Below are 26,219 nucleotides of genomic sequence, written 5' to 3'. Positions count from 1 at the left end.
GGCTCGCACACCTTGCTCTTCGGGCAGGCGCTTACTGGCCGGCTGGCTGGTGTGCGTGTTTTGGGTGAAAGGCGTTCAGGCAGGCACTTGCTGCCCGTTTCAGCATGGTTAGCACAGCATAACCCCACCAGATCTCTTTCTGATGATCCCTGGCGCCGGGCAGAACCGCGCCGGTAATGCCGATTACATTGCCCGCTTCAGCGGCAGCGGGGCGACCAGCACTTTAACGCCGAGCGCCTCGAACGCCTTAACCTGTGCTGGGGTGATGCCGCTGTCGGTAATCAGATAGTGGATATTGCTCCAGTCGCACGGCAGCGCAAACATCGACACCTTATCAATCTTGCTGGAGTCGGCCACCACATACACCGTGTTGGCTGAGCGAATCATTGCCAGCTTGACCTTGATGTCGGTTTCGCTGGGGAAGCTCAGGCCGAGGCGAGGTGAGATGCAGGCGGTCGCCAGAAACAGTTTCTCGGCGAGTACGTTTTCGAAAAAGCTGGCTGCCTTTTCACCGGAGGTCGATAGCGTCGGGAATTTGAAGGTGCCGCCGGTCAGCAGAATATTGATGCCGGGTTCGCCACCCAGTTTCAGTGCGATATTCACCGCCGTGGTGACCACCGATAAGCGGCGAATATGGGTAATGGCATCAGTGATGGCGGTGGTGGTGGTGCCGGAATCGAAAATCACCGTGTCACCATTTTCGATGTGCTGTGCCGCCAGTCGGCCAATGGCCTCTTTCTCTTCCAGATGGGTTTGCCGCTCAAGCAGCATCGCGCCGGTATTCTGTTTGCCGGTCATCAGGGTCGCGCCCCCGTGGTAGCGCTGGACAAAACCCTGTTTTTGCAGCATTCGCAGATCGCTGCGCAACGTTGCTTCAGTCAGGCCAAAGGTCTCCGTCAGCGCTTTGACCGTGACCGTGCCATCCTCGCGGATCATCTCCAGAATCTTTTCGCGGCGTTGCTGCATATCAGCTAACTGCTCACTTTTGCTTTTCAATCGAAATGCTCCCTTTTCCAATCGCAGGGTTTTCAGGCGAAGAAGGATCTGTCGCAGAGTTTAACGCGCCATTTTTATGAATGCGAGATGGTCGCAAGGGATGTTCATTTTCGAACGAAAGTTAAAGAGTTGCAGGTTATTGAATCACACCCGCTTTCACGATTTGCTGGTTTCACTTTTATTTGCGCATTGCAAGCCAGATCACGTCTTTTCAATAAGATAATCCCCGAAGAGCAGCAGATGGTCGAAATTTGATCTGCCCCACATATCATTTCTTTTCGATAGCTTATATTTTTGTTCGAAAATGATTGAGTCAACGGCGACAGCAAAAAACTGAGGGGATAAGTGGGATGAGTGGTGAATATGACGTGAACCTGCGATACGGCGTGGATACCGCGCTGAATCTGGCTGACAAAGTCGCGGTGGTGACCGGCGGCCTGGGCGGCATTGCGATGGCGACGAATAGCATGTTGCTGGAAAAGGGTGCGCGTCTGGCGCTGCTTTATCCGCCGTTCGAAGCGGACAGGGTTGCCAGCCTGCAGGCAGAGTTTGCCGCCGATCGGGTGCAGTTTGTCTGTTGTGATGTCACCGATCCCGCCGCCGTTACCCAGGCGTTTGATCAGGTTATTTCCCACTACGGCCACATCGATATTCTGGTGAACTGCGCCGGATATGTGATGTTACAGCCGGTGATTGATACCGATTTTGCCGAGTGGCAGAAGCAAATTGCCGTCAATCTTACCGGTCCTTTCCTCTGCTCGCAGGCGGCAGCACGCCTGATGATCGCTGCCGGTAACGGCGGGAAAATTATCAATATCGCTTCGCAGGCAGCCTCGATTGCGATCGATAACCACGTCGCTTACACCTCGGCCAAAGCCGGACTGCTCGGCATGACCAAAGTGATGGCCAAAGAGTTTGCACCACACCGCATCAACGTAAATACCCTTTCGCCCACCGTGGTGCTGACGCCGATGGGCGAAAAAGCCTGGCGCGGTGAGAAGGGTGAGCAGATGAAAAAACTGATTCCGTTAGGCCGCTTTGCTTATACCGATGAGATTGCCGCGGCGGTGCTGTTTTTTGCCAGCAACGGCAGCGACATGATTACCGGCGCGGATTTAATGATCGATGGCGGATTTACCATCTGGTAAGGCTGCTCTGACACCCGGGAAATCACCAACCAGTGATAACGATAAGAGAGAACATCATGAAAAACCGTACCCTGCTGTGCACTGCTGTGGCTGCCTGTCTGGTTTCGCAGGCGGCATTCGCCGTCGAGAAAGGCACCATTATGATTCTGGTTAACTCACTTGATAATCCTTATTACGCCTCTGAAGCCAAAGGCGCCAACCTCAAAGCGCAGGCGCTGGGCTACAAAACCTCGGTGCTGTCGCACGGCGAAGATGTGAAGAAGCAAAGCGAACTGATCGACGCAGCTATCGGCAAAAAAGTGCAGGGTATCGTGCTGGATAACGCTGACTCAACGGCCAGCGTGGCGGCGATCAAAAAGGCCAAAGATGCTGGCATTCCGGTGGTGCTGATTAACCGCGAAATCCCGGTAGACGATGTGGCGCTGGCGCAGATTACCCACAACAACTTCCAGGCGGGGTCTGACGTGGCCAACGTGTTTGTCGAGAAGATGGGCGAGAAGGGCAAGTATGCCGAGCTGACCTGTAACCTGGCCGACAATAACTGCGTTACGCGGTCCAAATCATTCCATCAGGTGCTGGATCAGTACAGCGATATGCAGAGCGTCGCACGTCAGGATGCTAAAGGGACGCTGATCGACGGCAAGCGGATCATGGACAGTATTCTGCAGGCGCACCCGGATGTGAAAGGGGTGATTTGCGGTAATGGCCCGGTCGCGCTGGGAGCGATTGCGGCGCTGAAAGCGGCCGGACGCAACGATGTGATTGTGGTGGGTATTGATGGCAGCAATGACGAGCGGGATGCGGTGAAGGCCGGCACCCTGAAAGCCACGGTGATGCTGCAGGCGCAGGCGATTGCGGCGCAGGGCGTGACCGATCTCGACAATTACATTCAGAAAGGCGCGAAGCCAGAGAAACAGCGCGTGATGTTCCGCGGCATCCTGATTACGCCGGACAATGCCAAAGGCGTGCAGGATTTCAACTTTAAGTCGTAATTAACCGCCGCCGCGCCTGCCAGAGCGGGCGCCAGGGAGAATGAGATGTCCGGAAGAGTCTGGCTGACGCTGGTGGTCCTGCTGCTAAGCGGCTGCCGAATAGTGTCACAGCAACAGCTGGCCGAGCTGAAAAATCCCCCCAATCCGCAGATGGCAAACGTCGATCAGGTCTGGCAGCAGAAACTGGTGCCGCAGCTGACGGCGGAGGCGAAACCACTGGCGACCTTAATTAAGTCGCTGCAGTCGGCTAAGGACTTTGACAGCGCCTGTCAATCTTACGGCTATCGCAGCCAGGCGGAGAATCCGTGCGTGTTTAGCGTGGCGGTGCGTGGCGAAATCACTGCGCTGAATAGCACCTCACGCAGCGGTAAGATGAAAATCCGCGATGAGTCAGGTGACACTGTCACTATTCAGACCGGGCCAATCATTCGCGGTACCGCACTGCGCGATGCTTACAAGGGCGCAAGCTATCAGGACTTTAACGATCAGGTGCTGTTTGGCGATTACGGCAAGGCGATTAATCAGCAGGCGTCCAGCCTGATGCAGAAATTCAAGCCTGCCGTGGGCGATAAGGTGACGGTCATCGGCGTGTTCAGCAGTTGGGATATCCCGCAGTCGCTGCCGGATATCACCCCGGCGGCGATAAGCCGGCAATAAGGAGCGGCAGATGCAAGATCTTCAACCGCAGCAGAGTAGCGATGTGATCATCGAAACCCGCAATGTGTCGCGTCTCTATCCCGGCGTAACGGCGCTCGATCAGGTTAATTACCGGGTCTATCGCAATAAGGTCAACGTGCTGATTGGCGAAAACGGTGCCGGTAAATCGACCATGATGAAGATGCTGGCGGGGGTGGAAACCCCTTCGTCGGGCGAGATTCTGCTGGATGGAAAAGTGGTGTCACTGAGTTCCACGCATCAGGCAGAAAAGCAGGGCATCAGCATTATCTTTCAGGAGCTGAACCTGTTTCCCAACATGAACGTGATGGACAACATCTTTATCGCCAACGAGTTTTTCCAGCGCGGAGTGATCAACGAGAAATATCAGTATGCGCTGGCGAAGACGCTGCTTGAGCGGCTGGAGCTGGATGTTGATCCCTATGCTCCGCTCGGCGAGCTGGGTATCGGCCATCAGCAACTGGTGGAGATTGCCCGCGCGCTTTCTAAAGATACCCGGGTATTGATCATGGATGAGCCGACCAGCGCGCTGAGTCAGTCTGAAGTGAAAGTGCTGTTTAACGTTATCGCTCAGCTTAAGCGGCGGGGCGTCACCATCATCTATATCTCGCACCGGCTTGAAGAGCTGATGGAGATTGGCGATCACATCACCATTTTCCGCGATGGACGGTTCATCAGCGAACGCGAAGTGCGTGAGGCGAGCGTGCCGTGGATCATCGCTCAGATGGTGGGAGATAAGAAGAAGCAGTTTGATTATCAGGCCGCCCCGCAGGGCGAAACGGTATTACAGGTTGAGGGACTCACCGCCCTGCACCAGAACGGCGGTTACACCCTGAACGACGTCAGCTTTACGCTGCGTAAAGGGGAAGTCATCGGCATTTATGGCCTGCTGGGCGCCGGGCGCACCGAGCTGTTTAAGGGGTTGATTGGCCTGATGCCGTGCCAGTCGGGCCGGGTACAACTGGCCGGGAAAGATCTGGCGAAACGCAGTTTCCAGCAGCGGTTAAAAAGCGGCATTGCGCTGGTGCCCGAAGACCGCAAGGGGGAAGGCGTGGTAGAGCTGATGTCGATTACCGCCAACATGACCCTCTCCGATCTCAGCCTGCGCGGTTTTCGCCGCGCGCTGCGGTTGCTCCGTCCGGCCCAGGAGAATCAGCGGGTCAATGAGATGATTGGGCATCTGTCGATCAAGGTCAGCGACGCCGAACTGCCTATCACCTCGTTGAGCGGTGGCAATCAGCAAAAAGTGGTGCTGGGTAAAGCGCTGATGACCGGTCCGCAGGTGGTGTTACTGGATGAACCGACGCGCGGTATCGACGTCGGTGCCAAAACTGACGTTTACCACCTGATTGGTAATCTGGCGCAACAGGGGCTGGCGGTGATGTTCTCCTCATCGGAACTGGATGAGGTGATGGCACTGGCGGACCGTATTTTAGTGATGGCCGATGGCCGGATTACCGCCGATTTACCGCGTGCTGTGGCAACGCGAGAGCAACTGATCGCGGCATCCACCCCGCAAGATTAAGCTGGCCGGAGAACTCCATGAACCAAAAATATCTGCTTTATATGTACCTGCTGAAGGCGCGCACCTTTATTGCGCTGCTGATCGTGGTCAGTTTTTTCAGCGTGATGGTTCCCAACTTCCTGACCCCATCCAATCTGCTGATCATGACCCAGCACGTGGCGATTACCGGACTGCTGGCGATCGGCATGACGCTGGTGATCCTCACCGGCGGCATTGATCTGTCGGTGGGTGCGGTCGCCGGCATCTGCGGCATGGTGGCGGGCGCGCTGCTGACTAATGGCGTGCCGCTGTGGGGTGGCAATACCCTGTTCCTCAACGTGCCCGAAGTGATTCTGGTGGTGGCCATCTTTGGCGTGCTGGTGGGATTAATTAACGGCACGGTAATTACCCGGCTGGGCGTGGCACCGTTTATCTGTACCCTCGGCATGATGTATGTGGCGCGCGGTGCGGCGTTGCTGTTCAACGATGGCAGCACCTACGCCAACCTGGTCGGCCTGCCGGCACTCGGTAACACCGGCTTTGCGCTGCTCGGTTCCGGCTCGGTGCTGGGCGTCTATATTCCGATCTGGCTGATGGTCGGCTTTCTGCTGCTCGGGCTCTATCTGACGCGTAAAACCCCGCTCGGTCGTTACATCTACGCGATTGGCGGTAATGAGTCAGCCGCACGGCTGGCGGGCGTGCCGATCATCAAAGTGAAAGTGTTTGTCTACGCCTTCTCCGGCCTGTGTGCTGGCCTGGTCGGGCTGGTGGTCGCTTCTCAGCTGCAAACGGCGCACCCGATGACCGGCAATATGTTTGAGATGGACGCGATTGGCGCCACGGTACTGGGTGGTACGGCACTGGCAGGCGGGCGCGGACGGGTTTCCGGTTCGATTATTGGCGCCTTCGTGATTGTCTTCCTGGCGGACGGCATGGTGATGATGGGCGTCAGCGATTTCTGGCAGATGGTGATTAAAGGGTTGGTAATTGTCACCGCAGTGGTGATTGACCAGTTCCAGCAACGTCTGCAAAGCAAAGTGGTGCTGTTACGTCGTCATGAAAAGAAGCTGCAGGCGGCACCGCTCTCTGACATCCGTCACAGTTAACAGGAGTGTTTATGACCCGCGATTTTAGTGGAAAAACAGTGGTGATCACCGGAGCCTGCCGTGGCATTGGTGCCGGTATTGCGGCCCGCTTTGCCCGCGACGGGGCGAGGCTGGTGATGGTGTCGAATGCCGATCGCGTCTTTGCCACCGCCGAACAGCTCCAGCAGCAGTTCGGCAGTGAAATCCTGGCGCTGCAGGTGGACGTCACCGATGAGGCCGCAGTGCAGCAGCTCTACCAGCAGGCCGCCGATCGCTTTGGTCAGATCGATGTGTCGATCCAGAATGCCGGGGTGATCACCATCGATCGCTTCGACAGCATGCCAAAAAGCGATTTCGACAAGGTGCTGGCGGTGAATACCACCGGCGTCTGGCTCTGCTGCCGTGAAGCGGCGAAGTATATGGTAAAGCAGCGCAGCGGCAGTCTGATTAACACCTCATCGGGTCAGGGACGGCAGGGTTTCATCTATACGCCGCACTACGCCGCCAGCAAAATGGGCGTGATTGGGATTACCCAGAGTCTGGCGCTGGAGCTGGCGCCGTGGCACATCACGGTCAACGCTTTTTGTCCCGGCATCATTGAGAGCGAAATGTGGGATTACAACGACCGAGTCTGGGGCGAAATCCTCAGTAACGATCAGAAAACCTACGGCAAAGGGGAATTGATGGCGGAGTGGGTGAATAACATTCCGTTGAAACGTGCCGGTCAGCCTGAAGACGTCGCCGGGCTGGTGGCCTTTCTGGCATCTGAGGATGCGCGCTACATCACCGGCCAGACTATCAATGTCGATGGCGGGTTAATTTTCTCCTGATACAGGGGTGTGATTCCCGGGCCTGCTGCGGCAGGCTTTTTTGTGTCAGAATTTTCTGTCATATGCACAATTTGTCACGTCTGTCCTGAATCGCTGTCACAATATGTTAAGGTAAAGGCGAGATATTTTTCATTCGCTCACGCTTAACCTTAATCCGAATGCCTGGTGACATGATACGAAAAACAGTGATTCTCTCTTTGATCGCGCCCGTGCTGCTGGTTACGCAGCCCGTCCGCGCGTTACAGACCGAAACACGGGTGTCAGAGACGCCATTCGACGACCCGGCGCGCTACCGTCAGTCGCTGGAGGCGCTTCCGACGCTGGGCAGCAGCGCGGAACAGGATGAAGAGTGGAGCCGGAAGCTGGCATCGGTTGCCAAAAGCATCGGTGAAGCCAGCAACAATGACAGCAACGCTTCCTTTGGTCAGCAGGCCGGGGTCTGGGCCTTTAATCATCTGCGTGACGAGGTCGCCAATCGGGTCGAGAGCGAAGGGCAGTCGCTGCTTTCGCCTTACGGCACGGCACAGCTCGATCTGATGGTGGACATGAACGGTAACTTTACCGGCACCGGCGGCGATCTGTTCAGTGCGCTGGCTGATGAGAACAGTATGCTCACCTTCAGCCAGCTCGGGTTGCACGATACCGGTGACGGCGTGGTCGGCAATGCCGGCCTGGGCCAGCGCTGGGATGCCGGTAACTGGCTGCTCGGCTACAACGGTTTTCTCGATCGGGTATTCAGCAGCGGCCTGCAGCGCGCTTCGCTCGGTACCGAAGCCTGGAGTGATAATCTGCGGCTCTCAGCCAACTACTACATGCCGCTGTCAGGCTGGAAAAATCTTGGTGATTCCCAGCAACAGCGCATGGCGCGCGGCTATGACATCACCAGTCAAACCTACCTGCCTTTCTATCGTCAGCTCGGCGTCTCGGTGAGCTACCAGCAATATCTGGGCGAAAACGTCGATCTGTTTAACAGCGGCAACCGCTACCATAATCCTTCGGCGATGTCGTTTGGCCTGTCGTATACCCCGGTGCCGCTGGTGACGCTGTCGGCGACCCATAAAACCAGCAGTGCCGGAGAGACGCAGGATCAGCTCGGGCTGAAGCTCAATTATCGCTTCGGCGTTGCCCTGCGTCGCCAGCTGGATGCCAGTAATGTCGATGAAGCGCGCTCGCTGCGCGGCAGCCGTTACGATATTGTCACCCGCAGCGATACGCCGGTGCTGTCGTTCCGCCAGCGCAAAACCCTGTCAGTCTTCCTGGCGACGCCGCCGTGGCAATTAAATGCCGGTGAGAGTCTGCCGCTGAAGCTTCAGGTCCGCGCCAGCAATCCGATCAAAGCGGTGAGCTGGCAGGGCGATACCCAGGCGCTGAGCCTGACGCCGCCGGCCAATAACGCCGATCCGCAGGGCTGGAGCGTGATTTTACCGCAGTGGGATGACTCACCGGGTGCCAGCAATGAATACCGGCTGTCGGTCACGCTGGAAGACAACAAGCAACAACGGGTAACATCAAACTGGATTACCCTGAAAATTCAGCCGCCGATGGCGATGGACGATCCTTCCGCGGATAATCGCTACGATCTTATGGCACCGATCGGCGCTTCCGGCGTCACGCTGTAGCGCGCAGCCCAATAAAAACGGCCCGACAATCACTGTCGGGCCGTTGCGTAACACAGCGGGATAATCAGAACTGGTAGATCAGGCCCAGCGCGGTAATGTCGTCGGTGGCCAGGCCGAGTGGATTGTTATCTTTCAGCAGGTTAATACGGTACTCACCGTAAACCGACATGTTCTTGTTGAAGTACCAGGTCGCGCCTACCGCGGTGTACTTAATGATGTCGGCGTCACCGATGTTCTCAATCTCTTTGCCTTTCGATGAAACATAGCCCAGCGACGGACGGAACCCATGCGGGAACTGATACTGCGCCACGGCTTCGAAGTTTTGCGCTTTGTTGGCAAAACCACCGCTGATCGGGGTGGCATTCAGGGTCTCACCGTACATCGCCGCCAGGTAGACCTGACTGGCGTCATATTTGACCGAGGTCGCCCAGTGCTGAGCTTTCTCGCCTTCACCGCGTGCGGCGGCATTCTGTCTGTTGGTGCGATCGAGGCTGGCGAAGGCAGCGGCGAAGCTCAGACCAAAATCGAAATCATAGGAGGCGGAGAGGGCAAAGCCGTCGCCGTTAGAGCGCCGTACGCCATCAATGTCGCTGCTGCGCTCATTCTTACCCTGATACTGCGCGGCAAGGTTTAATCCCTCCACCAGACCAAAGAAATCACTGTTGCGCCAGGTCAGCACGCCCGTCGAGCGGCCGGAAAGAAAGGCATCGGTGTAACCGGAATCGCCGCCGAAGAACGGCAGCATATCGGTGTAACCGAGTACGTCATACACCAGGCCATAGTTACGACCATAATCCAGAGAACCTGCCTTGCCAAATTTCAGCCCAGCATAGCCCAGACGGGTACGGTTGCCGGTCTGAGCATCGCTGCCTTCAGAGTTGCGCAGGCTGTACTGATACTGCCAGAAACCGTAGCCGGTCAGTTGGTCAGTAATTTTGGTCTCGCCTTTAAAGCCGAAACGGGCATAGGACGAGGTGTCGCCATTGTTGTTGTTGTCGTCCGAAAACAGGTGAGACACGTTAATTTTGCCGACCAGGTCGAGCTTATTTCCGTCCTTGTTATAAATCTCTGCGGCCTGAGCAGAAGACAAGCCGATCAGTAACGGCACAGTAGCCGCCAGAAGCGTGCGCTTTATCATTTAATTATTACCCTGTATTCATTCATTATTATTCCCCTTTTTGGGGTGAGATGAAAATGACATAAAACGATAAAATCACAAAGTGTAATAAAAGTAACAAAATATTAATTATTACATTGGTATTCGAAAAAATGATGGCGATAGAATAATTTCAGCAGCGCTAATACTTTTTTATTCTGACGGATTAAAATATTTTTTCAAAATTAATTTCATTTAAAACAATATATTTAATGTTTTTTTATTGTTTTTTGCAGGCTGTTTTTTATACGACTTGTCAGTGGGCGTTTTCCATTATTAAAATAAGGAGTCTTATAAAAGGAATAAGCTGATAAAGGTTTTTGTCTGACCATTAGCCTGCTTGGTAATAGTTGCTTACATGCTGCGGGGTTATATTTTTGTCTGGTTAATATCGTAATTAATAAAGACGTCAATCTGATCAAATAATGTACATGGTGCTTAAAAAATAACCCTTAACTATCGCCGTTACGGTCAGCTTAGTGGTGATAAATGAAGATTAATTGTTAAAACAGACACCGCTGGCGGCAATCCACCCGGTGTGCAGCAGCCGCTTTTTGTGCACCGTGAAAAGGCGTAATGCGCTAAAACAGGGCAACGTCTGAACTTTTTTGGACAGATAATTTATCAGCGATCACAAAAGCGATATTTCCTGCCATAAATGCATAATTCTGCTGATTAAAACCCGGCGCTGGCGCTTCGATCAGACAATTATTCACTATATATGCAAAATAAGTGAATAGCCTCTCTGCCTAAGTTATTGATAATCCGTTTGATGGCCGATTTTATGCATTAATCTCCTTGGCTGGCACGCTATCTGCACTCTACAGTAGGGCTTCTTCACAACATCCTTTAACAATTTTAAAACAAAAGCTTTACCCAGTCGGGGAAGCAGGAGAGCGGGTTATGTCACTGCAGGTTTCGCGTCACGATTTTGATCAATGGATGATGCCGGTTTATGCGCCCGCCGCATTTGTGCCGGTTCGCGCTGAAGGATCAACCGTCTGGGATCAAAACGGCAAGGATTACATTGATTTCGCCGGTGGCATTGCCGTCAATGCATTAGGGCATGCTCATCCGGCCTTACAGCAGGCGTTACAGGATCAGGCTGCGCGTTTATGGCATACCGGCAACGGTTATACCAACGAGCCTATTCTGCGTCTGGCTAAGCAGCTGATCGATGCCACCTTCGCTGACCGGGTGTTCTTCTGTAACTCCGGTGCCGAGGCGAATGAAGCCGCACTGAAACTGGCGCGTAAAGTCGCGCACGATCGCTTTGGTCCGGCCAAAAGCGGCATTGTCGCCTTTAATAACGCCTTCCACGGCCGCACCCTGTTTACCGTTTCAGCCGGAGGACAACCGGCCTATTCCAAAGATTTTGCCCCTTTGCCGCCTGACATTCAGCATGCGCCTTTCAACGATCTGGCCGCAGCAGCAGCGCTGATTAACGACAATACCTGTGCAGTGATTGTTGAACCGATTCAGGGTGAAGGGGGCGTGGTGCCTGCTGAACCGGCGTTCCTGCGCGGACTGCGTGAGCTGTGCGATAAGCATCATGCGGTACTGATTTTTGACGAAGTACAAAGCGGGGTCGGCCGCACCGGTTCGCTTTATGCCTACATGCACTATGGCGTGACGCCTGACGTGCTGACCAGCGCCAAAGCGCTCGGCGGCGGATTCCCGATCGGGGCAATGCTGACGCGTGAAGATCTGGCCTTAGTGATGGGCGTCGGGACACACGGCACCACCTACGGCGGCAACCCGCTGGCCGGAGCCGTCGCCGGTAAAGTGATGGAGCTGATCAATCAACCGGCCCTGATGGCTGGCGTGACCGAGCGCCACCAGTGGATCGTCGCCGCGCTAGACGAGATTAACCAGCGGCTGCACCTGTTTAAACAGGTTCGCGGTCTGGGCCTGCTGATTGGTGCCGTGCTGAACGACGATTTTGCCGGCAAAGCGAAGCAGATCAATCTCGCCGCGGCAGAAATGGGAGTGATGGTGCTGATCGCCGGTGCCAACGTGGTGCGTTTCGCCCCAGCGCTCAATATCAGTGAGCAGGAAGTGAAGCTGGGCATGGCACGCTTCGCCGAGGTATGTGAGCGTCTGGTACGAGGGTCCGCATCATGATGGTAATCCGTCCGGTTGAACGCGATGATCTGAGCCAGCTGCTGGCGCTGGCAGGCAAAACCGGCGGCGGGCTGACCTCGCTGCCGGTTGATAGCGCCACGTTGCAGGCGCGTATCGATCGATCGCTGCAAACCTGGCAGGATACGCTGCCGCGCGCCGAGCAGGGCTATGTGTTTGTGCTGGCCGACAGTGAAGACAACCGCGCAGTCGGGATTTGCGCTATTGAAGTGGCGGTGGGCCTGCAGGACCCCTGGTATAACTTCCGGGTCGGTACTCAGGTGCACGCGTCAAAAGAGCTGAATGTTTATGCCGCGCTGCCCACGCTGTCGTTGAGTAATGACCATACCGGCAGCAGTGAGCTGTGTACGCTGTTCCTTGATCCGGACTACCGCGACGGTAAAAACGGCTATCTGCTGTCTAAATCGCGCTTTCTGTTTATGGCTAACTTCCGCGAGCGCTTTATGGATCGCGTGGTGGCAGAGATGCGCGGCGTCAGCGATGAGCATGGCCATTCGCCGTTCTGGGACAGCGTTGGCAGCCGTTTTTTCTCGATGGAATTCAGCAAAGCGGACTTCCTGAGCGGTACCGGTCAGAAATCGTTTATCGCCGAGTTGATGCCAAAACACCCGCTCTATATCCACTATCTGTCGCCAGAAGCGCAGGCAGTCATTGGCCAGGTGCATCCTAAAACCGCGCCGGCCCGTGCCGTGCTGGAGGCGGAAGGTTTTCGCTACCTCAACTATGTCGACATCTTTGATGGCGGTCCGACGCTGGAGTGCGACATTGATCGGATCCGTGCGGTACGCAAAAGCCGGCTGCGCTGCGCTGAATCGGGCGAAAACCGCCACGATGCGCCGCTGTGCCTGGTTGCCAACAACAATTATCGCCAGTTCCGCGTGGCGCTGATCCCGGCCGAGGCTGACAGCGACTGTGTGCACCTGACAGATGAACAGATGCGGGCGTTACATTGCCAGCCGGGCGATAGCCTGCGCGTGGTGCCGCTCTGCAGCGAGGAGAAAAAAGCATGACCCACCTGATTAATGGAAACTGGCTGAGCGGCGAGGCTGAATCTCTGGTCAAATCTGACCCGGTAAGCGGTGAAACCCTGTGGCAGGGCCAGGCCGCCTCGCCGGCACAGGTCAGTGCCGCCTGTGAAGCGGCGCGCGCCGCGTTTCCCGGCTGGGCAAAGCGGCCGTTTGCCGAGCGTCAGGCGACGGTAGAAAAATTTGCCGCGCAGCTGGAGGCCCACAAAGCTGAGCTGGCGGAAACCATTGCCCGTGAAACCGGAAAACCGCGCTGGGAAGCGCTGACTGAAGTCGGCGCGATGATTAATAAAATCGCTATCTCGATTAAGGCCTATCACAGCCGGACGGGTGAACAGTCGGAAGGTGAGAGCAGCCTGCGTCACCGTCCTCACGGCGTGCTGGCGGTGTTTGGTCCCTACAATTTCCCCGGACATCTGCCGAACGGTCATATCGTTCCGGCGCTGCTGGCCGGTAACTGCGTGGTGTTCAAACCCAGCGAGCTGACGCCGCTGACGGCTGAGAAAACCGTGCAGCTCTGGCTGGCGGCTGGCCTGCCCACCGGTGTGCTGGCGCTGCTGCAAGGCGGTCGGGAAACCGGTCAGGCGCTGGCTGCGGATAGCCAGATCGATGGCCTGCTGTTTACCGGCAGCGCGCATACCGGTTATCAGCTGCACCGTCAGTTTGCCGGCCAGCCAGAGAAGATGCTGGCGCTGGAGATGGGCGGTAACAATGCGCTGATAGTTGAAGATCCGGCTGATATTGACGCCGCGGTTCACATTGCGCTGCAGTCGGCGTTTATCACTGCCGGTCAGCGCTGCACCTGTGCGCGTCGGCTGCTGGTGAAACGCGGCGCGGCAGGCGATGCTTTTTTACAGCGGCTGGTGGAAGTGGCCGGTCGTTTGCAGCCGGGCCGCTGGAACGCAGAGCCGCAGCCGTTTATGGGCAGCGTGATTTCGACCGCAGCGGCAGAAAAAATTTATGGCGAATGGCAGCAGCGGGTCGCGGCGGGCGGCAAAGTGCTGCTGGCGATGCGCTGGCCGGATCGCCACAGCGCACTGCTGACGCCGGGCATTATTGAACTGACCGGCGTCGAAGATGTAGCGGATGAAGAGGTGTTTGGTCCATTGCTCGGGGTGATTCGCTATGACCATTACGATGATGCGATTGCGCTGGCCAACCAGACGCGCTACGGCCTGTCGTGCGGCTTGATTTCACCGTCGCGTCAGCAGTTTGATCAGCTGTTGCTTGAGGCACGCGCCGGCATCGTAAACTGGAATAAACCGTTGACCGGGGCGGCCAGTACCGCGCCGTTTGGCGGTATTGGAGCATCGGGCAACCACCGGGCCAGCGCCTGGTACGCCGCCGACTACTGTGCCTGGCCGATGGCCTCGCTGGAGACGCCGGATCTGACGCTGCCTGCCACGCTATCGCCGGGGCTTGATTTCGCCTGCGGGGAGACGGCCAAATGAAGGCAACAGAAGCGAACTTTGATGGGCTGGTGGGTTTAACTCACCATTATGCCGGTCTGTCGTTTGGTAATGAGGCCTCGACGCGTAATCAGCTGCAGCCGTCGAATCCCCGTCTGGCGGCGAAGCAGGGCCTGCTGAAGATGAAGGCGCTGGCGGATATGGGCTATCTGCAGGGTGTCATTCCTCCCCATGAGCGGCCAAATATTGCGGCACTGCGTCAGTTAGGCTTCAGCGGCAGCGATGAGCAGGTGCTGGCCCGCGCCGGTAAAACCGCACCGGGTTTACTCTCGGCCGCCAGTTCCGCTTCGGCGATGTGGGTAGCAAATGCTGCCACGGTTTCGCCGTCGGCTGACAGTGGTGATGGCCGGGTCCATCTGACCGTCGCTAACCTCAACAACAAGTTTCATCGGGCGATGGAAGCGCCGGAGACCGCGTTACTGCTGCGCGCCATTTTCCGCGATAGCCACCATTTTACGGTGCATGATGCTTTGCCGCAGGTCGCGATGTTTGGCGATGAAGGCGCGGCCAACCATAACCGGTTTGGCGGAGATTATGGTGAGCGCGGCGTGCAGCTTTTTGTTTATGGTCGCGACAGCAGCCACGAAGGGATGGCGCCGCAGCGTTATCCGGCCCGCCAGACGCGCGAAGCCAGTGAAGCGGTGGCGCGATTGCATCAGCTCTCACCCGATCATCTGCTGTTTGCCCAGCAAAACCCGGCGGTTATCGATCAGGGCGTGTTTCATAATGATGTGATTGCCGTCAGCAATCAGCAGATGCTGTTCTGTCATCAGCACGCCTTTGTCGATCAGCCTGCGTTACTGGCCGAGCTACAGGCGCGGGTAGCGGGATTTGTGGCGCTGGAAGTACCGGAAAATCGGGTATCAGTGAAGGATGCGGTTAACACCTATCTGTTCAACAGCCAGCTGCTGAGCCAGCCCGACGGTAGCATGCTGCTGGTGCTGCCAGAAGAGTCACGTCAGCACGCGGGCGTCTGGGATTATCTGTGCGAACAGGTGGAAAGCGGCGGTCCGCTGAAGGCATTGAAGGTGTTTGATCTGCGTGAAAGCATGTATAACGGAGGCGGTCCGGCCTGCCTGCGCTTGCGGGTGGTGCTGACGCCACAGGAGCAGCAGGCGGTCAATCCGGCGGTGATGATGAACGATCGGCTATTCGCCACGCTTAACCAGTGGGTTGATCGTCACTATCGCGATCGCCTGACTCAGGCCGATCTGGTCGATCCTCAGCTGCTGCGCGAAGGACGTGACGCGCTGGATGAATTGACGAAGCTGCTAGACTTAGGAAATGTGTACGCATTTCAGCAGTGAAGGGCGCGGCAGCAGAGGCTGCCGCTCGCTTCAGGCCAAAAGGAGGAACGATGCAGGACTTTTTACAGCAAACGCTGTCCGGCGAGGCGCCGCGTAAGCGTAGTGGTGAAACGGCGCATCTTCGCTGGCAATGGTTATATCACGGCATTCTGTTAATGGAACCGACAGTGCAGGTCAAACAGGCGCTGGTGCTGTCCGCGGGCGTTCATGGCAATGAAACCGCGCCGGTCGAAATACTCAATCAGGTGATCACGCCGCTGTTACGCGGTGAGAAGCCGCTACAGCAGCGGATGCTGGTGATCCTCGGGAATCCCTCTGCGCTGCGTACCGGCAAGCGTTACATCCGCTATGACATTAACCGGCTGTTTGGTGGACGCTGGCAGCAGATTGATGACGGCGATGAAGCCCGTCGCGTGCTGCGGCTCGAACAGACGCTGGAAACCTTCTGGCAGGTCGGTGAGTGTGATGAGACGCGCTGGCACCTCGATATGCACACCGCGATTCGCGGCTCTTATCACCCTCGATTCGGCGTGATGCCGCACAATGAACGTCCGTGGCCGCCAGAGTTTCTTCACTGGCTGGCGGCGGCCGGACTGGAGGCACTGGTGTTCCACCGTTCGCCCGGCGGCACCTTTACCCATTTCAGCTGTGAACATTTTGGCGCGGCCAGTTGCACGCTGGAGTTAGGGAAAGCGTTGCCGTTCGGCGCTAACGATCTCAGCCAGTTTAGCGCTACGCAACAGGCGCTGGCGGCGCTGCTGTACGGCGATACGCTGCCGCAGCCGCTGGCACCCCCGCGTCACTATCGGGTGGCGCAGCAGATTACCCGGCTGAGTGAAAACTTTCAGCTACACATGTCACCGGAAACGCTGAACTTCACCGCGTTTCCACAGGGCACGCTGCTGGCGGAGGACGGCGAGACCCGTTATTACGTCCAGCAGGCGCGTGAGTATGTGCTGTTCCCTAACCCCAATGTGGCTGCCGGGCTGCGTGCCGGATTGATGCTGATTGAAGAGGGCGAACAGACCCAGGCGCTGCCGATCTGACGTGGTTCTTCACCATCCAGCAATAAGCGGGAGTTTTGCTTCCGCTTTTTTGACTTAACCCTTACACTCTCCGCACACCTCTCCATGATTTCTGCCAGATTCGCTTTAAATTCATAAACTTTTGCAATTCCTCACGCCTTTCTTCGCATTCTCTTCATGATTGCCGAATTTTTGTCTTTTATGCTTTCACGGCTTTACTCAGCCTCTGAGTAGTTGACGTTCGGCGTCGTATGCTTGTTTCCGAAGACGCGACAGAGTGCTGTCGTCATAATCCCGAATCAATAAGGACACTATTATGCGCAAACTGACTTCCCTGTTACTGGCTTCTTCACTGGCATTTGGCGCGGCCAGCGCTGTTCACGCCGCCGCTGATAACCTGACTCCACCGCCAGCCGGCAGTGAAAAAGCAATGCATAAGCCGCCAATGCGTCACGGCATGGAGATGATGTTTAAAGGTCTGAACCTGACCGACGCGCAAAAAAACCAGATGCGCGACATCATGAAAGAGAGCCACAAAGATATGAAGCGTCCGTCGCTGGAAGAGCGCCGTGCGATGCACAGCATCGTTGCCGCTGACAGCTTCGACCAGAGCAAAGCGGAGGCTCAGGCGGAAAAAATGACCGCCAATGCGAAAGAGCATGCGCTGAAGATGCTGGAAACCCAGAACAAACTGTACAACGTGCTGACGCCAGAGCAGAAGAAGCAATATAACGCCAACTTCGAAAAGCGTCTGACGGAGAAACGTCCGCACGATGACAAAATGGCACCGCCAGCCGCACCCGCTGAATAATTTTCGTTAAGCGAACGGTCTGAGACCGCCGGCCTTGTCCACTGACAGTGAGTGGACAGCGTCGGCGGTTTTTTTTGATCAGAGCGGCTGAATAGGGTAATCGCCTGACAGAATAGGGCGGCAGAGGATCTTGTAGCCATCATGATCGAAGCCGCCTTTAGTACGCTTCAACTTCTTCGCCTCCTCCATACTGCTGACCGATCCCAGATAAAACCAGTGATCGATGACGTGGATTTGGGTCATATGTTTACCTTCTTCAACCAGCCCGACCGCACCCTGCCACGGCCAGCAAAACACCCGCACATTTTCCAGCGCTTCCAGTAACCGATCCTGATGATCGCTGACCGGCTCCTTGCCGCAGCAGGCACCGGCACAGCGGCGCAGCGCGGAACGGAAGCAGCCGCGCTGCGCACTGAGCGCTTCCAGCCCCAGCAGGCCGTGGCAGAGTTGATACTCATCGGCCAGCTGTTTCAGCCGTTCCAGCGCGGCAAAGCGGCTGCGATAGAGGCCAAACAGGTTGGGTGACTGGCTGAAGTCGAGATCTTTGGCGTAAACCACCTGCGGTTTACCGTCGGTGATCTGCAACGAGCAGAGCTGACGATTCTTACGCAGACGCTTGTTAAACAGCGGCTGTTGCGTTTTGATCATCTGCGCTTCCAGCAGCAGCGCGCCGAGATCGCCTGCGGTCGGGATCCAGCTGACGCGCCGCGACTGGCGCAGCATTTTTGCTTCATCCGCGGTGCGGAAATGGGACATCACTCGCGAGCGCAGATTGACGCTTTTGCCAATGTAGAGCGGCAGCGAATCACTTTCGCCGTGGAAGGTGTAAACGCCAGGCTGATTGGGCAGGCCTTCCAGCCACTCACGCAGGTGTTCGGGATATTGATAAATTGCAGCCGCGTCGAACTCGAGGCGGTGCGTTGCAGCACGTCTGACCAAGATGGACTCCATTTACTGGTTGTCCATACAGCATAACAGGCAGGTGAAATGATCGCCAGCCGTCTGCTCAGAGACGCCGCGTCGCCAGCCAGCAGATAAGGGAACCGAGGGTGATCATCGCGACTCCTTGCCAGAATGCCAGCGGCGGCGTCAGGCCCAGCCATAACGAAGCCAGCAGTGCGGACAAAACCGGCGTGAAGTAGGAGGCGGTCGCTAGCAGCGTCAGATTGCCGTGTTGAATGCCGTGGTTCCACGCTGAATAGGCAATGGCGGTCGACGCCCCGATAAATAACACTTGCAGCAGCGGCGCCAGGCTAAACGTCATCGGTGCCGCTGGCGCGCTCAGTAAGTATTTAAGCCACAGTGCCATCGCGGTCAGGATAAAAAACAGCGTTACCCCATTCGCCCCTCTGGCGTAGCGACGGGTGACATTATTGTAGAGTGCCCAGGTGACGGCGGCGATAAAGGCCAGCGAATAGGCGGTGGGGTTACGCAACAGGTTCTGCCACATCAGGCCGGGTGAACCGCCGCCGTTGGCTTTCATCACCCAGAAAATGCCCAGCAGAGAGAGCGCCAGTCCCGGCCACAGCCACAGGCGAAAACGCTGCTGGTTAAATGGGATCGCCAGCACCACGGTGAGACAGGGCCAGAGATAGTTAATCATCCCCAGCTCCAGCGACTGGCTGCGATCGCTGGCCAGCCCAATTGCCAGCGCCAGACAGATTTCATAGCCGACAAACAGCGCGCCCCCGATAGCTAAATAGGCGGCGGGGATCGCACCCGGTTTTGGCAGACCGCGGGTAACACACAGTAGCAGGGCGGTGGTGGTATAGATCAGTGCAGCGCCGCCGGTGGGGCCAAAGGCTTCGCTGACGCTGCGCAGCAGGCCAACGGTGGTACTCCAGAGCAGAATGGCAGTCAGACCGATCAGGGTGGCGCGTGGGACAGGAGCAGGCATGTCACTCTCAACCGGGTAAGGCGCTAAAGCCTCCCTTGCCGCAGCAAGGGAGGAGCGGGATTACTTCCAGAAATCGTCGAAAACGGTAATCGGTGGGCGACGTTTGTGCTCGGTTTTCAGATACCAGCCTTCAATGATTTTTGCGTTATCAGGATCGATGGTTTTGCCTTCCAGATAGTCATCAATCATCTCGTAGGTCACGCCCAGCGCCACTTCATCCTGCAGGCCGGGACGATCGTCTTCGAGGTCGGCCGTCGGTTTCTTCAGGTAGAGATGTTCCGGACAGCCAAGCTGTTTCAGCAGCTGTTTGCCCTGGCGTTTGTTGAGGCGGAACAGCGGATTAATGTCGGTGCCGCCATCGCCATACTTGGTGAAGAAGCCGGTGACCGCTTCAGCCGCATGGTCGGTACCGACCACCACGCCTTTGGTCATGCCTGCGATACTGTACTGCGCTTTCATTCGCTCACGCGCTTTTTCATTGCCGCGCACGAAGTCAGACAGCGTAATGCCGGCCGCCTGCAGCGCCCGCTCACTGGCGAGCACCGACTCTTTGATGTTCACCACCAGCGACCGATCGGGCTGAATGAACGCCAGCGCGTCCTGACAATCCTGCTCATCGGCTTGCACGCCATAAGGCAGGCGCACCGCGATAAAGGTGTAGTCGTTATCGCCGCTCTCCTGGCGCAGTTCGCTGATTGCCAGCTGCGCCAGTTTACCCGCCAGGGTAGAGTCCTGGCCGCCGCTGATCCCCAGCACCAGCGTCTTAAGACCGCTGTGCCGCTTCAGGTAGGACTTAAGAAAATCGACGCTAACGCGCACTTCGTGATCGGCGTCGATAGTGGGCTTAACGCCCAGTGCTTCAATGATTTCCTGCTGCAGTGACATGAACTTCTCCTCAGGTCAGTGGCCCGTCGGCTCGATGCGAACGTTTTATTAAAGCTAACGTGCCTCAGCGAAAACAACAAGCCAAAGCGGCAGCCGATTGCAGTTAACCGTTGCGAAATCAGACAGTTTTCACCTGCGGCAGCGGTTTTTTTGCCAGCAGCAGGAACATCAGGATCGCCAGCATAAAGCAGCCAAAAATGGTGGCGGTCATGCTCAGCACTGAGGTGCCGCCAATACCGGTAATCGGCACGGTGAGGGCGCCCAGTGTGAACATGGTGACGCCAATCACTGCTGAGGCGCTACCGGCGCGATGGCCCTGGCTCTGCATCGCCAGTGATGAAGCGGTGGTCGCAATGACCCCGTTACTGGCAATGGTAAAGAACAGCGCCACCAGCAGCAGCGGTAAAGGCGCCTGCGTCAGTGCGGCCAGTAGCAGCAGGCTGGAGGCAACAAAGGCCAGCGTCAGCCCGCCTTTCAGTACCCGATATTCTCCCCACAGCGGGCAGAGACGGGCGCTGGTCTGGGACGCGATCACCAGTCCGACACCGTTAGCCGCAAAGCAGAAGCTAAATGCCTGCGGTGACAGACCGTACAGCTGTTGCAACACGAACGGCGATGCGCCGATATAGGCGAACATGCCGGACATCATAAAGCCCTGTGTCAGGCAGAAGCCCATAAAAGGACGATGGGTAATCACCTGGCCCAGCGCGGCGTAGGCGGAGAAAATCGAGCCTTTACTGCGGCGCGCATCGGGCAGGGTTTCATGCAGCTTCCAGCGCGCCAGTAAAATCAGCAGTACCGCAATGCAGGCGAGCACCACAAAAATGCCACGCCAGTTAAGCACCGTCATCAGCACGCCGCCGAGTACCGGAGCGGCAATCGGTGCCAGACCGTTTACCAGCATCAGCAGGGCGAAGAAGCGGGTCAGCTCGTGACCGCTATACATGTCACGAGCGATGGCGCGTGATAACACCGCGCCGCCCGCGCCGGCCAAACCTTCAAACAGGCGAGCCAGCAGCAACTGATGAATATCCTGCGCCAGCGCACAGCCGATCGAAGCGATAAACAGCAGTACCAGTGACAAAGCCAGCGGTCGCAGACGACCAAATTTGTCGCTCATCGGACCGAAGACTAACTGGCCGGCACCCAGGCCGAGTAGTCCGGCGGTCAGGCTAAGCTGCGCCGTGGCGGTTTCGGTGTGCAGGTCCCGGGCCAGCTGAGGCAGCGCGGGCAGGTAAAGGTCGATACAGAGCGGGCCGAGTGCGGCCAGCAGGCCCAGCGTGATGGCATAAACCAGCCGGTTGGAGTGTGCAGGTGTCATTTATCCTCAGTATCTGAAGCGATGGGTGAATGAAAGGCGGACAACGCATTAGCGGGCGGTTACTGATGCCGGCGTCATCCCGTGAGCCGCCGGTGAGGGCAACCCGCGCCCCGGCGACGCTTTTATGCTGGCTAAGGGGACCTGTTTTTTGCCGCAGATTATACGTGCCCGTTGACAGCAAAACAGCCTTCTTTACGAAATCCTGACGGTTGTCAGCGCATTAAAAGTTCGCCATAAACTTGATAAACCTGAATTTATGTTCCAGGCTTGTCTGCACATGGACAATAAATGAGGAACAACAAGATGAATAAAGTGATGGGATGTATCGCTGCGGCGCTGACGCTGGCTGCCCTGTCTGGTTGTACGACTTACGATCGCGCTGAAAGCTATGTGACTAAGCCGGTGGTAAAGGATGTTAAAAAAGGCATGACCCGTGACCAGGTTCGTCAGATCGCTGGCACACCGTCTACTGAAATCACCATGGTTCACGCGCGTGGCACCTGCCAGACGTATGTACTGGGCCAGCGTGACGGCAAAGCGCAGACCTATTTCGTGAGCTATAACGATACCGGTCGCGTAATGAACTACGGCTTCCAGAGCTGTGCGGAATACGATACCGATCCGCAGGTTCAGCAGTAAGTCATTCGCTGCAAAGCCCCGATTGAATAATAAACGGCCCGTCATCTGACGGGCCGTTTTTCGTTTCGGCCGTTATAAGCCTGCCGGACGCGGAACCTCGACGTAATCGCCATCTATCTGCCGCTGGTAGTAATGCCCCTGCTGCACATAAAAGCGTTTACCGTTGAAGTCCAGCACCCGCATGTCATCGCTGACCCGGCGCTCTTCAGGCGGTTCGACCACCACATACTCTTCGCCATGGCGCTGATAATAGTTGCCGTTAAGCAGGTAATAGGTCAGTCCGCCGATCAACACCGCTGTTGCGGCTTCAGGTAAAAAACGCACCGGACCGGGCCCGCCCCAGTGTGGGCCAGGACCACCATGTGGACCCCATCCGCCAGGATGAGCGAAAGCGATAGCCGGGGTTAACAGGGTTAACGCCAGCAGGGAGGCGATAACTTTTTTCATCGGGCATTCTCCTTATAAGACTGCCTGCAGAATTGGCCTTTTAGCGACTAAAGACAAGCGCTAAAGCGGCGAATTTTCGCCTGTTTACCATGCTTAACGTTTTCTTAACGGCGTCGCCATCAAGCGGGGAAATTATGGAGAGAAAGCGGGAGAAGAGCAGAAAACCTGGCGCGGGCGCGCCAGGTTTGATACCGGATTAACGGTGTGCCAGTTCGGCGTGTTCGTCGCTGTCCAGCACGCGCTTATCGGTCAGACCTAACCAGCGGCTGGTGAGGGAACCGGCCGTCATGGAGCCATTGACGTTCAGTGCGGTACGGCCCATGTCGATCAGCGGTTCGATGGAGATCAGCAGCGCCACCAGAGTGACCGGCAGGCCCATGGCGGGCAGCACAATCAGCGCGGCGAAAGTCGCACCGCCACCAACACCGGCTACGCCAGCCGAGCTCAGCGTGACAATCCCGACCAGCGTGGCGATCCACAGTGGGTCAAACGGATTGATGCCAACGGTTGGCGCAACCATCACTGCCAGCATGGTCGGATAGAGACCGGCACAGCCGTTCTGGCCGATTGTGGCACCGAACGAGGCTGAGAAGCTGGCAATCGACTCTGGCACGCCGAGGCGACGGGTTTGCGTCTCAACGCTCAGCGGAATACTGGCGGCGCTGGAGCGGCTGGTAAAGGCAAAGGTAATCACCGGCCACACTTTGCGGAAGAAACGCATCGGGTTAATCCCGTTGACCGACAGCAGCAGCGCATGGACGCCAAACATAATTGCCAGACCGAGGTAAGAGGCAACCACGAAGCTTCCCAGTTTGATGATGTCCTGCAGATTCGAACCGGCTACCACTTTGGTCATCAGGGCCAGCACACCGTACGGCGTCAGCTTCATCACTAAACGAACCAGCTTCATCACCCACGACTGCAGCGTGTCGATCGCCACCAGCACGCGCTGACCTTTTACTTCATCATCTTTCAGCAGCTGCAGCGCGGCCACACCAAGGAAGGCAGCAAAGATGACCACGCTGATGATCGAGGTCGGATTCGCACCGGTCAGATCGGCAAACGGGTTTTTCGGAATAAAGGACAACACCAGCTGCGGCACACTCAGGTCAGAGACTTTGCCGACGTAGTTGCTCTGAATGGCACTCAGACGCGCGGTTTCCTGCACACCCTGCACCAGACCTTCAGCGCTCAGACCAAACAGGCCGGTGACGAACACCCCAACCAGCGCCGAGATAGCGGTGGTAAACAGCAGCACGCCGATGGTCAGTACGCTGATTTTACCCAGTGAAGAGGCGTTATGCAGGCGGGCAACCGCACTCAGAATCGAAACAAACACCAGCGGCATTACCACCATCTGCAGCAGCTGCACGTAGCCATTGCCAACGATGTTAAACCAGCTGATAGAGGTTTTAACCACCGCGCTGTTTTCACCGTAAATCAGCTGCAGCACCAGGCCGAACAGTACGCCGATCACCAGACCGGTCAGCACTTTCTTCGACAGGCTCCAGTTGTTGCGGCTGAAACGGGAGAGCAACACCAGCAGCACCACAAAGGCGACGAGGTTAAGCGTAAGAGGAAGGTCCATACTGAAACTCCAGAGTAATGCGGTTTTCCGCGTCGGGAAAACCGCATAATGTTAATCACGAATTAAGACTGCGGGAATGGTATCAGCAGGAGAGGGTGCAGGCCTTATATCCAAATGGCATGCTTTATAACTTAATCGCTTAATTTGTTGATTTAATGCGCAGCATGACTGGAAATTAACCGACCAACACCATTTTGTAGCGTATCAAATAGCTGAGCGGGCCAGCCGTTTGCACCAAACGAAGGCATACCCACCGGGAACCACAGCGCATAGCCAACCAGTCCAAGGCACAAAGCCCGCTCAAGCTGGTTACCTTTCTGACTTTTCAGAATAGGTAGACGAAAGCGCCAGCGGCAGGGCCATAACAGAGGCACGCCCGCCGGTGTCAGCATGTCAGCAACAATATGGCTGAGATAACCCAGCGTCAGTCCCTGCAATACATCAGGCGGAATCGGCGACTCAGCTGGCAGGTTAAGCTGAAACAGCCACAGCCCGGCAGCCACCGCCAGTAAACTGTGGGTAAAACCGCGGTGGCCAAACGCCCGTGCAATCGGATGAGAGAGCCAGCGTAGTCGTTGTCCGAGCAGCGATTTGGGGTGATCGATGTCGGGCAACAGGCAGGTCAGCAGTGCCGACGGAACAAGATGCCACCAGTCTGCCTGCGCCAGCACCGGTGTAAGTTCAGCACGTTTAGCGAAAATGGCACTCGCAATGGCAAAAATGATATGGCCCTCGGCCGTCATGATGGAACCTGGCTGCAAAGAAAACTGTCGATGCATCCAGTATAGGGATTTATCCAGTGAATGAGAACATGTGACGCTGTAACGAAGCGTGAATTTAACTAAAAAAAGCGGACAATCCCGGTGGCGTGTCCGCCCGATAAATCAGCGCGCCAGCCAGCCGCCATCCACCGCCAGCGTAAAGCCGTTAACGTAGTCAGAGGCGGCTGAGGCCAGGAACACCACCGGCCCCATCATATCGTCGGGTACGCCCCAGCGTCCGGCCGGAATACGCCCGAGGATCTCTTCACTGCGCGCTTCATCACTGCGTAACTGTTGGGTGTTATTGGTGGCCATGTAACCGGGGGCAATCGCATTGACATTAATATTGTGCTTCGCCCATTCGTTCGCCATCAGGCGGGTCAGCCCCATTACCGCACTTTTTGACGCAGTATAAGAGGGCACGCGAATCCCACCCTGGAACGAAAGCATCGAAGCAATATTGATAATTTTGCCGCCGTTACCCTGGGCGATAAACTGCCGGGCTACCTGCTGTGACAGAAAAAACAGACTCTTGCTGTTGAGATTCATTACATCATCCCAGTCCTGCTCGCTGAAGTTCAGCGCATCTTCGCGGCGGATAATCCCGGCATTATTCACCAGAATGTCGATTTTACCCGCCGCGGCCAGCGCCTGCTCAACCACCGAGCCGACCACCTCCGTTTTCATCAGGTCAGCCTTTATCGACCAGAAACGGCGGCCCAGCGCTTCCACTTTGCTTTGGGTCTCGTCCGGTCCTTCGCGGTTGACGCCGACGATGTCGCATCCCGCCTGCGCCAGACCCAGCGCCATACCCTGTCCTAAACCGGTATTACAGCCGGTCACCAGCGCCACTTTCCCTTCCAGGCTAAACGCATTCAGTACCATGATATTTCTCCT

At 56.5% G+C, this 26,219-nt stretch carries 24 protein-coding genes; 14 read left to right on the top strand and 10 right to left on the bottom strand.

Going from position 1 to position 26,219, the window contains the following annotated elements; translation table 11 throughout:
* Positions 1-183: 183 nt before the first annotated feature.
* Positions 184-996, bottom strand: coding sequence for a DeoR/GlpR family DNA-binding transcription regulator (locus FHW04_RS13265; RefSeq protein ID WP_031375669.1), 813 nt, complete (start codon positions 994-996; stop codon positions 184-186).
* Between the two features lie 350 nt (positions 997-1,346).
* Between FHW04_RS13265 and FHW04_RS13260 the strand changes: the two genes are divergently transcribed.
* The 7 genes from FHW04_RS13260 to FHW04_RS13230 all read left to right on the top strand — a co-directional run bounded on the left by FHW04_RS13260 (position 1,347) and on the right by FHW04_RS13230 (position 8,849).
* Positions 1,347-2,144 carry a GolD/DthD family dehydrogenase gene (locus FHW04_RS13260; protein ID WP_089561233.1) on the top strand — a complete coding sequence of 266 codons (798 nt, stop codon included), beginning with the start codon at positions 1,347-1,349 and terminating at the stop codon, positions 2,142-2,144.
* Between the two features lie 56 nt (positions 2,145-2,200).
* Complete coding sequence (locus FHW04_RS13255; RefSeq protein ID WP_069728206.1) at positions 2,201-3,136, top strand: D-ribose ABC transporter substrate-binding protein; 936 nt, start codon at positions 2,201-2,203, stop codon at positions 3,134-3,136.
* Positions 3,137-3,181: 45 nt separating this feature from the next.
* Positions 3,182-3,793, top strand: coding sequence for a DUF2291 family protein (locus tag FHW04_RS13250; RefSeq protein ID WP_046288370.1), 612 nt, complete (start codon positions 3,182-3,184; stop codon positions 3,791-3,793).
* Positions 3,794-3,803: 10 nt separating this feature from the next.
* Positions 3,804-5,336 (top strand): sugar ABC transporter ATP-binding protein, encoded by a 1,533-nt coding sequence (locus FHW04_RS13245; RefSeq protein ID WP_089561234.1) that lies wholly within the window; start codon positions 3,804-3,806, stop codon positions 5,334-5,336.
* 17 nt (positions 5,337-5,353) lie between these two features.
* Positions 5,354-6,421, top strand: a complete 1,068-nt coding sequence (locus FHW04_RS13240) for an ABC transporter permease (RefSeq protein WP_069728208.1) — start codon at positions 5,354-5,356, stop codon at positions 6,419-6,421.
* Between the two features lie 11 nt (positions 6,422-6,432).
* On the top strand, positions 6,433-7,230 hold the full coding sequence (locus FHW04_RS13235; protein WP_031375673.1) for a glucose 1-dehydrogenase: 798 nt from the start codon (positions 6,433-6,435) through the stop codon (positions 7,228-7,230).
* Positions 7,231-7,400: 170 nt separating this feature from the next.
* A complete protein-coding gene (locus tag FHW04_RS13230; protein ID WP_179420089.1) occupies positions 7,401-8,849 on the top strand; it encodes a YchO/YchP family invasin in 1,449 nt (482 codons plus the stop codon).
* Between the two features lie 64 nt (positions 8,850-8,913).
* On the opposite strand, the gene FHW04_RS13225 is transcribed toward FHW04_RS13230, so the two are convergent.
* Positions 8,914-9,987 carry a porin gene (locus tag FHW04_RS13225; RefSeq protein WP_089561236.1) on the bottom strand — a complete coding sequence of 358 codons (1,074 nt, stop codon included), beginning with the start codon at positions 9,985-9,987 and terminating at the stop codon, positions 8,914-8,916.
* Between the two features lie 921 nt (positions 9,988-10,908).
* Here FHW04_RS13225 and FHW04_RS13220 point away from each other — a divergent pair.
* The 6 genes from FHW04_RS13220 to spy all read left to right on the top strand — a co-directional run bounded on the left by FHW04_RS13220 (position 10,909) and on the right by spy (position 17,784).
* Positions 10,909-12,129 (top strand): aspartate aminotransferase family protein, encoded by a 1,221-nt coding sequence (locus FHW04_RS13220; protein WP_046288369.1) that lies wholly within the window; start codon positions 10,909-10,911, stop codon positions 12,127-12,129.
* Positions 12,126-13,157 (top strand): arginine N-succinyltransferase, encoded by a 1,032-nt coding sequence (gene astA / locus FHW04_RS13215; protein ID WP_069728212.1) that lies wholly within the window; start codon positions 12,126-12,128, stop codon positions 13,155-13,157. Before FHW04_RS13220 ends, astA begins: the two co-directional genes overlap by 4 nt.
* Positions 13,154-14,623 (top strand): succinylglutamate-semialdehyde dehydrogenase, encoded by a 1,470-nt coding sequence (gene astD / locus FHW04_RS13210; RefSeq protein ID WP_179420088.1) that lies wholly within the window; start codon positions 13,154-13,156, stop codon positions 14,621-14,623. The genes astA and astD overlap by 4 nt, the downstream gene beginning before the upstream one ends.
* The gene (gene astB, locus FHW04_RS13205) at positions 14,620-15,948 is read left to right on the top strand and encodes an N-succinylarginine dihydrolase (protein ID WP_069728214.1); all 1,329 of its coding nucleotides are present in this window, start codon (positions 14,620-14,622) and stop codon (positions 15,946-15,948) included. The genes astD and astB overlap by 4 nt, the downstream gene beginning before the upstream one ends.
* 50 nt (positions 15,949-15,998) lie before the next feature.
* Entirely contained in the window at positions 15,999-16,994 is a 996-nt protein-coding gene (astE, locus tag FHW04_RS13200) for a succinylglutamate desuccinylase (RefSeq protein ID WP_089561238.1), read from the top strand.
* Between the two features lie 295 nt (positions 16,995-17,289).
* Positions 17,290-17,784, top strand: coding sequence for an ATP-independent periplasmic protein-refolding chaperone Spy (spy, locus tag FHW04_RS13195; RefSeq protein ID WP_094106258.1), 495 nt, complete (start codon positions 17,290-17,292; stop codon positions 17,782-17,784).
* Positions 17,785-17,862: 78 nt separating this feature from the next.
* Here the strand turns inward: spy and cho are convergent, their stop codons facing one another.
* The 4 genes from cho to FHW04_RS13175 form a co-directional block, all read right to left on the bottom strand.
* Positions 17,863-18,723: an excinuclease Cho gene (gene cho / locus FHW04_RS13190; protein WP_089561239.1), complete on the bottom strand. Its 861-nt coding sequence runs from the start codon at positions 18,721-18,723 to the stop codon at positions 17,863-17,865.
* 67 nt (positions 18,724-18,790) lie between these two features.
* Positions 18,791-19,681, bottom strand: coding sequence for an aromatic amino acid DMT transporter YddG (yddG, locus tag FHW04_RS13185; protein ID WP_046288367.1), 891 nt, complete (start codon positions 19,679-19,681; stop codon positions 18,791-18,793).
* 60 nt (positions 19,682-19,741) lie between these two features.
* Positions 19,742-20,566: an ammonia-dependent NAD(+) synthetase gene (gene nadE / locus FHW04_RS13180; RefSeq protein WP_031375681.1), complete on the bottom strand. Its 825-nt coding sequence runs from the start codon at positions 20,564-20,566 to the stop codon at positions 19,742-19,744.
* A 118-nt stretch (positions 20,567-20,684) separates the two neighbouring features.
* On the bottom strand, positions 20,685-21,887 hold the full coding sequence (locus FHW04_RS13175; RefSeq protein ID WP_031375682.1) for a multidrug effflux MFS transporter: 1,203 nt from the start codon (positions 21,885-21,887) through the stop codon (positions 20,685-20,687).
* Positions 21,888-22,190: 303 nt separating this feature from the next.
* Here FHW04_RS13175 and osmE point away from each other — a divergent pair, with 303 nt between their 5' ends.
* Positions 22,191-22,526: an osmotically-inducible lipoprotein OsmE gene (gene osmE / locus FHW04_RS13170; RefSeq protein ID WP_010245718.1), complete on the top strand. Its 336-nt coding sequence runs from the start codon at positions 22,191-22,193 to the stop codon at positions 22,524-22,526.
* A 72-nt stretch (positions 22,527-22,598) separates the two neighbouring features.
* Here osmE and FHW04_RS13165 read toward each other — a convergent pair whose 3' ends face one another.
* The 4 genes from FHW04_RS13165 to kduD all read right to left on the bottom strand — a co-directional run bounded on the left by FHW04_RS13165 (position 22,599) and on the right by kduD (position 26,207).
* Positions 22,599-22,973: a DUF6515 family protein gene (locus FHW04_RS13165; protein WP_031375683.1), complete on the bottom strand. Its 375-nt coding sequence runs from the start codon at positions 22,971-22,973 to the stop codon at positions 22,599-22,601.
* A 196-nt stretch (positions 22,974-23,169) separates the two neighbouring features.
* Entirely contained in the window at positions 23,170-24,561 is a 1,392-nt protein-coding gene (locus tag FHW04_RS13160) for an L-cystine transporter (RefSeq protein WP_031375684.1), read from the bottom strand.
* Positions 24,562-24,713: 152 nt separating this feature from the next.
* Positions 24,714-25,304 carry a metal-dependent hydrolase gene (locus FHW04_RS13155; protein WP_089561240.1) on the bottom strand — a complete coding sequence of 197 codons (591 nt, stop codon included), beginning with the start codon at positions 25,302-25,304 and terminating at the stop codon, positions 24,714-24,716.
* Between the two features lie 141 nt (positions 25,305-25,445).
* Positions 25,446-26,207 carry a 2-dehydro-3-deoxy-D-gluconate 5-dehydrogenase KduD gene (gene kduD, locus FHW04_RS13150; protein WP_031375685.1) on the bottom strand — a complete coding sequence of 254 codons (762 nt, stop codon included), beginning with the start codon at positions 26,205-26,207 and terminating at the stop codon, positions 25,446-25,448.
* Between the last annotated feature and the right edge of the window lie 12 nt (positions 26,208-26,219).

It is taken from the genome of Pantoea sp. AN62 (genome assembly GCF_050432985.1).
Classification (GTDB): domain Bacteria; phylum Pseudomonadota; class Gammaproteobacteria; order Enterobacterales; family Enterobacteriaceae; genus Pantoea; species Pantoea brenneri.
This window is presented reverse-complemented; position numbering and strand designations above follow the sequence as displayed.